Below are 7,843 nucleotides of genomic sequence, written 5' to 3' on the forward strand. Positions count from 1 at the left end.
GCCCTCCGACGCGGCCACACTCGGGAGACTGGCGCGAATCCGCCGCCTGCCGCGAGATCGACTGCCACTGCCGGCGGTGGTGAGTTCGCACCGCACGATTGTGCCGACTCGCCCATGGAGAGGAAGCAACGCTGATCGATGCGGCGGCTACGCGCTATTAGGAACCCCGCGTTCCCGGGTCAGGCTGTAGCTTTGCTCGAACTGTCCATCGGTTTACGTCCAGGTCGACAACCTGTTGTCGACCTGGACGGGTCTCGACCTGTGTCCACGCATGGATGCGCCCCGCTGAGCAAGGAGTACGAATGAGCGAGAGTCCACCAACGCTCCCTTCCCCCGCCCCTCCTCCCGCCGCATCTCCGATGCGGATCGGATTGGTGGCAGAGACCGTCAAGGCCGAGACTCGCGTCGCCCTGACCCCTGACACCGTGCGCAAGGTCGTCGACCTCGGCCATGCGGTGACCGTGCAGTCAGGGGCGGGTGAGCGGGCCGGGTTCGCCGACGCGGCTTATGCCGAGGCCGGGGCCGAGGTGTCGGCCGGACAGGTGTGGGACGCCGACGTTGTCGTCATGATCAACGCCCCACAGCCAGACGAGATCCCCGCGCTGCGGACAGATACTACGGTGATCGCAATGCTGGCCCCGGCGCTCGACCCGGATCGGCTCGAGGCGCTGGCACGGCAGGGTGTCACAGCGCTGGCCATGGACGCGGTGCCGCGGATCTCACGAGCGCAGTCGATGGATGTGCTGAGCTCGATGGCGAACATCGCGGGGTATCGGGCCGTGGTCGAGGCGGCGCATGTCTTCGGCAGGTTTTTCACCGGCCAGGTCACCGCGGCGGGCAAGGTCCCGCCGGCGAAGGTACTGGTCGCCGGTGCCGGCGTGGCCGGACTCGCGGCGATCGCGGCGGCGAACAGCCTCGGCGCTGTCGTGCGGGCCACGGATCCGCGGCCCGAGGTCGCCGACCAGGTCAAGTCGTTGGGCGGCGAGTACCTGGCGGTCGAGGTCGTCCAGGAGGCGAGCACGGACGGCTACGCCAAGGCGACCTCGGAGGAGTACGACCGTCGGGCGGCGGAGATCTACTCGGAGCAGGCCGCGGACGTCGACATCGTGATCACTACCGCCCTGATCCCGGGCCGTCCGGCCCCGCGGCTGCTCGACGCCCAACAGGTCGCGTCCATGAAGCCCGGCAGCGTGATCGTCGACATGGCGGCCGCGCAGGGCGGCAACGTGGCGGGGACAGTGGCCGGCGAGGTCGCCGTGACCGACAACGGGGTCACGATCGTCGGCTACACCGACCTGCCCGCCCGGCTGCCCGCCCAGGCCTCGCAGTTGTACGGCACGAACGTGCTCAATCTTCTCAAGCTGCTCACCCCCGGCAAGGAAGGGCACCTGGTGCTCGACTTCGACGACGTGGTGCAGCGCGGGCTGACCGTCGCCCACCAGGGAGAGACGCTGTGGCCGCCGCCCCCGGTGTCGGTGAGCGCCGCCCCTGCCGCCCCGCAAGCGGCGGACACGACGGCCGAACAGACACCGAAAAAGACCCAGTCACCATTGACCCGGGCCGCCGTCGGGATCGTCGGCGCGGCGGCGTTGTTCTTGGCGACAGCGTTCGCGCCGGCCGAGCTCGCCGCGCACCTGACGGTCTTCGTCCTGGCCGTCGTGATCGGCTTCTACGTGATCGGGAACGTGCACCATGCCCTGCACACACCGCTGATGTCGGTCACCAACGCGATCTCGGGAATCATCGTGGTGGGCGCCATCCTGCAGATCGGCACCGGTGGCTCGGGCGGCAACGGGATGCTGGTCCCCGCCTTGGCCGCAGTCGCCGTACTGCTGGCGGCAATCAACATCGTCGGTGGCTTCGCGGTGACCCGCCGCATGCTGTCGATGTTCTCGAGGAGCTGAGGTAGGACATGAATACTGCGACGTGGACGGCGGCGGCCTACCTGATCGCCGCCTTGCTGTTTGTGATCAGCCTCGCGGGTCTGTCCAAGCACGAGACTTCCCGCTCCGGCGTTGTTTTCGGCGTCATCGGCATGGCGATCGCCCTGATCGCGACGGCGGCGACCGCGCTTGAATCGGCGTCCGGTCTCGGGATTGCCCTGCTCGTGGCCACATTGGTGATCGGCGGCGCGATCGGGCTGTGGCGGGCCCGAGTTGTCGAGATGACCGGCATGCCGGAGCTGATCGCCCTGATGCACAGCTTCGTCGGTCTCGCGGCGGTGCTCGTCGGCTGGAACGGATTCCTCGAGGTCGAGTCCGGGCACACCGAGCTGGCCGGGACGCTGCTGGGCATCCACCATGCCGAGGTCGTGATCGGTGTGTTCATCGGCGCGGTGACGTTCACCGGCTCGATCGTCGCCTACCTCAAGCTGTCGGCGAAGATCCCGTCGAAACCGCTGCAGCTGCCGGGCAAGAACTTGCTCAACCTCGGTGCGCTAGTGGCGTTCGCCGTGCTCACGGTGATGTTCGTGAACACCCCGGCACTGTGGCTGCTCGGCGTGGTGACGGCCCTGGCATTGATGCTGGGGATCCACCTGGTCGCCTCGATCGGCGGCGGTGATATGCCGGTGGTCGTGTCGATGCTCAACAGCTACTCCGGTTGGGCCGCTGCGGCGTCGGGCTTCCTGTTGTCCAACGACCTGCTGATCATCACCGGCGCGCTCGTCGGCTCCTCGGGTGCATTCCTGTCCTACGTGATGTGCAAGGCGATGAACCGCTCGTTCATCTCCGTCATCGCGGGTGGCTTCGGTGCACCAACCTCCCCGGGCGGAGTGGACGTGACGGGCGATCACCGCGAGGTCGACGCCGCGGGTGTGGCGGAGCTGCTGGCCGAGGCCAAATCGGTGGTCATCACCCCCGGTTACGGCATGGCCGTGGCGCAGGCGCAATACCCGGTCGCGGAGCTGACCCGTCAACTGCGCCAGCAGGGCGTTCAGGTCCGGTTCGGTGTGCACCCGGTGGCCGGGCGGCTGCCCGGGCACATGAACGTACTGCTCGCCGAGGCGCAGGTGCCCTACGACATCGTCCTGGAGATGGACGAAATCAACGACGACCTCGCCGAGACGGATGTCGTGCTCGTCATCGGGGCCAACGACACCGTGAACCCAGCCGCCGCCGAAGACCCGGCCAGCCCGATCGCCGGCATGCCGGTGCTTCGCGTCTGGGAGTCCACCGACGTTGTGGTGTTCAAGCGATCCATGGCCACCGGATACGCGGGCGTGCAGAATCCCCTGTTCTTCCGGGACAACACACAGATGCTCTTCGGTGACGCCAAGGACCAGGTTCAGGACATCCTCGCAGCCCTGAAAAGTCACGCACTCACATAGCTGCATGCTGGTGTGGCGGTGTAGCGCTACACCGCCACACCATCGCAATCTTGTCGGCGATTATCTCGAAACTTGTTGCTTCACTAATGGTTTGTGCGTCTCGGGCACGATAGTTCCGACTTTCGCAGCAAACCGCCCGAAGACCGTCGGGCACCTGTTCTGTCAGTCACTCCCTGCGCGGTCGAGGATTGCAAGCAGGTCGGCGAGGAGTTTGTCGGCATCGTATTCGATGCCGTCGAGGATGTCGGTGACCTCTTCGAGGTGGGTGTGGGCTCCTCGGCGGGCGGCGATGCCGCGGTCGTATCTGCGTCCCGGCCGAGGAAGGCGACCAGGTCGAACTCGTTCGCCAGCTCGCGCGGGCCGGTATCGCCGGGATCGCGGTGGGCGACGATATGAAGGTGCCTCCCCTGACCGCCACGATGCTCGCCGAGGCCGATGCTCTCGACTTCCCGGTGCTCACCCGTGTCGCAATCGACGCCGTTCTCGGCGATGGGCCGCACGGTTGCCGTAGCCAGTCAGAGCGAGCAGATCAGCCGGATCGCCCGGCTCAGCCGCCTGTACGAGGTGGCCCGGTCGGCGACGATGACCGAAGCCGAATCGCCACTGCTGGAACGGTTGTCCATCGAACTCGGCTACGAACTGCACGTGGTCGACGTCGAGTACCGCCCCGAGGTGCTCGCACGGCTCGCCGTCGAGGTGGACGGAACACTCGCCGCCACCGCGTTCCCCCTCCCCACCCACCGTCCCTGCATGCTGGTCGCCGTCGGCACCTCCGACGTCGATCTCGACGCGTTCGGTCTGCTGCACGCCCAGAGCCTGATCGGAATCGAGGTGGAAAGGGTCACCCGCCAGCGCGAGCGAGACGACGCACTCAGGGCTGCACTGTTCGAGCAGATCATCGACGGAACCTTGGGATCGGATGCCGCCCAACCGCGCCTCGAGCAGGTCGGTCTGGCCGACCGGGAGTGGATGGTGATCGGGTTCGACTCCCCCGATGTGCGGGCGGCTCGCATCGTTCTCGGCGACAACGAGACACCGAGGCTGTCGTGTGTGGTGGGCGAAGAGGGTTACCTGCTGTTGGCGGCAGACCACATCGAGGCCGCCGTCGACCTGCTGGGTCCACACATCCCCCACCTGGGCCTGTCTGCCGGCACCTCCACCCTGCAGCGGGTCCCCGACAGTGTCCGGCAGGCGCGGTGGGCGCTGCAGGCCGCGCGTGCGGATGGCAGCGCCGTCGCGGAATATTCCACCGCCGCTCCGCTGTTCCTTCCCCGGACGCTGAGCGAGGCGCACTTCGCGGCGCGCGCCATTCTCGGTGAGCTGATGGACCACGACGAGAAGAACCAGACCCAACTGGTCGAGACACTCGACACGTTCTTGACCGTGGACCGGAGCTGGGCGGCCGCGGCAGACAAGCTCATGATCCACCGCCAGACGTTGGCACCGGCTCAAGAAAATCGAGTCACTCTCCGGCCGGAGCACCAAGAGCTCGGCGGATATCGCCTCGTTCGGGATGGCGTTGACCGCTCTCCGGATCAGCCGCGGCGGCAGCGACTAGCACCGGCGCCGGCTGCCGCACGCGCAGACACCAGGAGCTCAGATACCGCTCGCCACCCGCAGTCCGTCCAGGGTCGCCTCCTCGACGGTGCGCGGCGACATGCAGTCCCCGATCGCGTGGACCTGCGTTCCCAGCGTCTGGAGTTCGCGGAGCAGAGTGTCGTTCTGCCGGTGCCCGAGCGCCAGTACGAGACCGGCGACGTCGTCGACGAGAACCGGTTGGGCCGTCAACGTGTTCTGCAGGTACACGCTGTCCTCGTCGGCGCCGTAGAGGCGGACGTTGGTCATGATCTCGACGTTCGCCTCGAACACGGCGGCGAGCATCGCATTTCGTGTGTACTGCTGCAGCATTTCCCCCGCGGCATTGCCGTTGACGCAGAGCGTGACCTTGCGGCCACCGCTGCGGGCGATCATCTCCGCGACACCGAGTCCGGTCCAGTCGCATCGCCAGTCGGCGATCACGATGCGCCCGTGAGGCAGGTCAGGTGTAGCGGTCGGCGAGGGTCTCGTCGGCGGCGATCGCGCGCGAGACCTGCGCCACCCCCGGCGTGTACGCGATCGACAGATCCCGCTGAGTGTCCAGCGAGGTCGTCAACTCCACGGACAGCTTTCCCCCGACGTGGCCGGCGAAGATCTCCTCGTCGGTCAGTTCGACCTTCTGCGGGGCGGTGGGTTCGGATGTCACGGTCACGGGTGAGGTCTCCTGTGATGTCTGAGTGGTGGTCAGCTGGGGACCAGGGCGTAGGTCGGTGCCGCCGGGATGACGTGCCCCGATCCGAGGGGCCGCTCGACCAGCAGCAGGACCAGAAGCTCGTCGAGGCTGGGCGGGACCGCGTCGGCGACGTCCGCCCCGATGGAGGGGGTGAGCCGGATGGTGTTGATGCGCAATGCGGCCAGGGCGTTGTCGCGGGCCGCGGCCATGGTGAACGATTCGACGGCGCCGTTGATCGCGTCGCGGGCGGGACCCGAGTCCGGGTTCTCGATCGAAAGCCCGGCTCCCAAACCGGTGACGGTGAGGATGGTGCCCGGTGCAGGATTGTGCTGCATCGACGACGCGGCGCGGCGTGTGGTCAGGAACAGCATCGCCATGTGGTCGTAGGTGAAACGCCCCCAATCGGCAGGAGCGATGTCGGCCAGATTGTTCGTGGCGGTTTCCGGTCCGGGCAGCCAGGCGGTGTGCATCAGGGAATCGATGCCGCCGTGCCGGTCTTCGAGACCAGCGAAGAGTCGGTCGACGTCGGCCTCGATCGTCAGATCAGCCACGGCAGGGTAGGCGGTCCCCCCGGCCTCGGTGATCTCGGTGGCGACAGCGTCGGCGGCGTCGGCCGAGAAGCTATGTGCGATGACCCGGCAGCCAGCCTCGGCGAGGACGCGGGCAGCGCCGGCACCTTCGATCTGTTCGACGCCGGTGACCAGGACACGAGGCCGGTGAGCGGGTGTGTCGGGGGTGTCGGGCAATGGATGTTCCGCGTTGGTCATCTCACGCTCTCTGAAATGGGAACCCGATACCGAGTGGGTCTATCGCACACCGGGTCCGTGGGGATGTCAGTCGGCACCGTTGTATACGGTCCGTGGGCCGCAGTGCGGGGCGCCCCGGCACTCGCAGCGTCGAGAGTGTCGAGTCGCCCCGCACCGGGGTGTTCCGGTCGGTCGGGCAGTCGCTCTGTGACCGGAAGTCGGTGCCGTTCTCAGTCCGTCGTGATCCAGGGGTTGCGGGTTCCGACGGTCCAGCCACCGTCGACGAGGATCTCCGCGCCGCTGCAGTACGAGGCGTCCTCGGAGGCCAGGAATGCTGCGACCGTGGCGATCTCGCGGGGCTGGCCAATTCGGCCGAGGGGGGCTTTGGAGTATTCGGTGGGGACTGCGCCCTGCGGTGCGCCCATCTCGGTGGCCACTCCACCGGGGTGGATCATGTTGACGCGGATCCCTTGGGGTCCGAGTTCGCCGACGGCGGCCTTCGACATCGCCAGCAGCGCCGACTTGGTCGAGGCGTAGGCAGCGGTGTAGTCCAGCGGCGCGAACGAGGACACCGAGACTATGTTGATGATCGAGCCGTGCCCGATCTTCGCCATGTGCGGTGCGAGGGTCTGCATACCGAGGAACACGCCGATCTGGTTGACCTCGATGATGCGCCGGTATCGCTCGACCGGGGTCTCGACAATGGTGCCCTGGTGAAAGATACCGGCGTTGTTTACGAGCACGTTGACGTGCCCGAAGGCGTCGATTCCGGCGGCCAGGGCGTCGGCCCACTGCTGCGGGTCGCTGACGTCGAGGTGCACGGCGAGTGCGCGGTCGGCACCGATGTCCGCTGCCAGCTTGGCGGCGTCGTCGTCGAGGATGTCGGCGATGACGACCTTCGCGCCGCGTTCGGCGAACAGCCGGGCCTCGGCCTCGCCCTGTCCGCGGCAGCCGCCGCTGATGAGGGCTACTTTGCCGGTGAGGTCAGCCATGATTTTCTCCGTTCAGGTGAGGGTGTGCGTCGTGGATCTACGTTGCGAGGTGGCCTTAGATGGCCATGCACAGGCGGTTGGAGTCGAGGATGGCGGCGTGGATGTTGCGGCTCGAGACCGCATCACCGACGCGGAAGAGCTGAAAGGTGCTGTCCTCGTTGGTCACGAGGGTTTGCGGTTGCAGTCGCAGCAGCGCGTCCTGATCGACGGCCCCGTGGTTGCGGGAGCGGTCCTTGAGTTCGAAGTACACGTCGTCGACCGGGACCGTGCCGTGCTCGACGACGAGCTGGTCGACGGTGCGGGTCACGGTGGTGTGGACGTATTCGTCCTCGAGGGTGACCGTGAGGCGGCGGTCGGCGTCGCGGGCGACCTTGGTGACCCGGGTACCCAGAGTGGTACGCACCGAGTGCTCCGCGAAATTCTTCAGATAGGCCGGGTAGTTCGACCCCCCGACCAGCGGAGCGATGATGCGTTCGGGGGTGACGACCTCCACCTCGGCACCGGCGTC

At 67.2% G+C, this 7,843-nt stretch carries 6 protein-coding genes and 2 pseudogenes; 2 read left to right on the forward strand and 6 right to left on the reverse strand.

Translation table 11 applies throughout. The features are described 5' to 3' along the window. Positions 1-359 precede the first annotated feature (359 nt). Positions 360-1,904 carry a Re/Si-specific NAD(P)(+) transhydrogenase subunit alpha gene (locus tag ACFTZB_RS40050; RefSeq protein ID WP_378440652.1) on the forward strand — a complete coding sequence of 515 codons (1,545 nt, stop codon included), beginning with the start codon at positions 360-362 and terminating at the stop codon, positions 1,902-1,904. A gap of 8 nt (positions 1,905-1,912) precedes the next feature. Beyond that, a complete protein-coding gene (gene pntB, locus ACFTZB_RS40055) occupies positions 1,913-3,328 on the forward strand; it encodes a Re/Si-specific NAD(P)(+) transhydrogenase subunit beta (RefSeq protein WP_378440642.1) in 1,416 nt (471 codons plus the stop codon). A 456-nt stretch (positions 3,329-3,784) separates the two neighbouring features. Here pntB and ACFTZB_RS40060 read toward each other — a convergent pair whose 3' ends face one another. The 6 genes and pseudogenes from ACFTZB_RS40060 to ACFTZB_RS40085 all read right to left on the reverse strand — a co-directional run. Next, positions 3,785-4,681, reverse strand: coding sequence for a hypothetical protein (locus ACFTZB_RS40060; RefSeq protein ID WP_378440644.1), 897 nt, complete (start codon positions 4,679-4,681; stop codon positions 3,785-3,787). Between the two features lie 243 nt (positions 4,682-4,924). Continuing rightward, positions 4,925-5,347: a hypothetical protein gene (locus ACFTZB_RS40065; RefSeq protein WP_378440646.1), complete on the reverse strand. Its 423-nt coding sequence runs from the start codon at positions 5,345-5,347 to the stop codon at positions 4,925-4,927. A 22-nt stretch (positions 5,348-5,369) separates the two neighbouring features. Beyond that, positions 5,370-5,576 (reverse strand): annotated as a pseudogene (locus ACFTZB_RS40070) (NAD-dependent malic enzyme); the annotation flags it as partial. Between the two features lie 32 nt (positions 5,577-5,608). Then, positions 5,609-6,364, reverse strand: a complete 756-nt coding sequence (locus ACFTZB_RS40075) for an SDR family oxidoreductase (RefSeq protein WP_378440648.1) — start codon at positions 6,362-6,364, stop codon at positions 5,609-5,611. Positions 6,365-6,573: 209 nt separating this feature from the next. Next, positions 6,574-7,335: an SDR family NAD(P)-dependent oxidoreductase gene (locus ACFTZB_RS40080; RefSeq protein WP_378440650.1), complete on the reverse strand. Its 762-nt coding sequence runs from the start codon at positions 7,333-7,335 to the stop codon at positions 6,574-6,576. A gap of 55 nt (positions 7,336-7,390) precedes the next feature. After that, positions 7,391-7,843, reverse strand: a pseudogene (locus ACFTZB_RS40085) (N-methylproline demethylase); the annotation flags it as partial.

This window comes from Rhodococcus sp. NPDC057014 (assembly GCF_042673295.1).
Lineage (GTDB): Bacteria > Actinomycetota > Actinomycetes > Mycobacteriales > Mycobacteriaceae > Rhodococcus_F.

Excerpts from the sequence above, each read along its gene's own strand:
- ACFTZB_RS40050 (WP_378440652.1), top strand. The coding sequence starts at position 360 with ATGCGGATCGGATTGGTGGCAGAGACCGTCAAGGCCGAGACTCGCGTC.
- pntB (WP_378440642.1), top strand. The coding sequence starts at position 1,913 with ATGAATACTGCGACGTGGACGGCGGCGGCCTACCTGATCGCCGCCTTG.
- ACFTZB_RS40075 (WP_378440648.1), bottom strand. The coding sequence starts at position 6,364 with ATGACCAACGCGGAACATCCATTGCCCGACACCCCCGACACACCCGCT.
- ACFTZB_RS40080 (WP_378440650.1), bottom strand. The coding sequence starts at position 7,335 with ATGGCTGACCTCACCGGCAAAGTAGCCCTCATCAGCGGCGGCTGCCGC.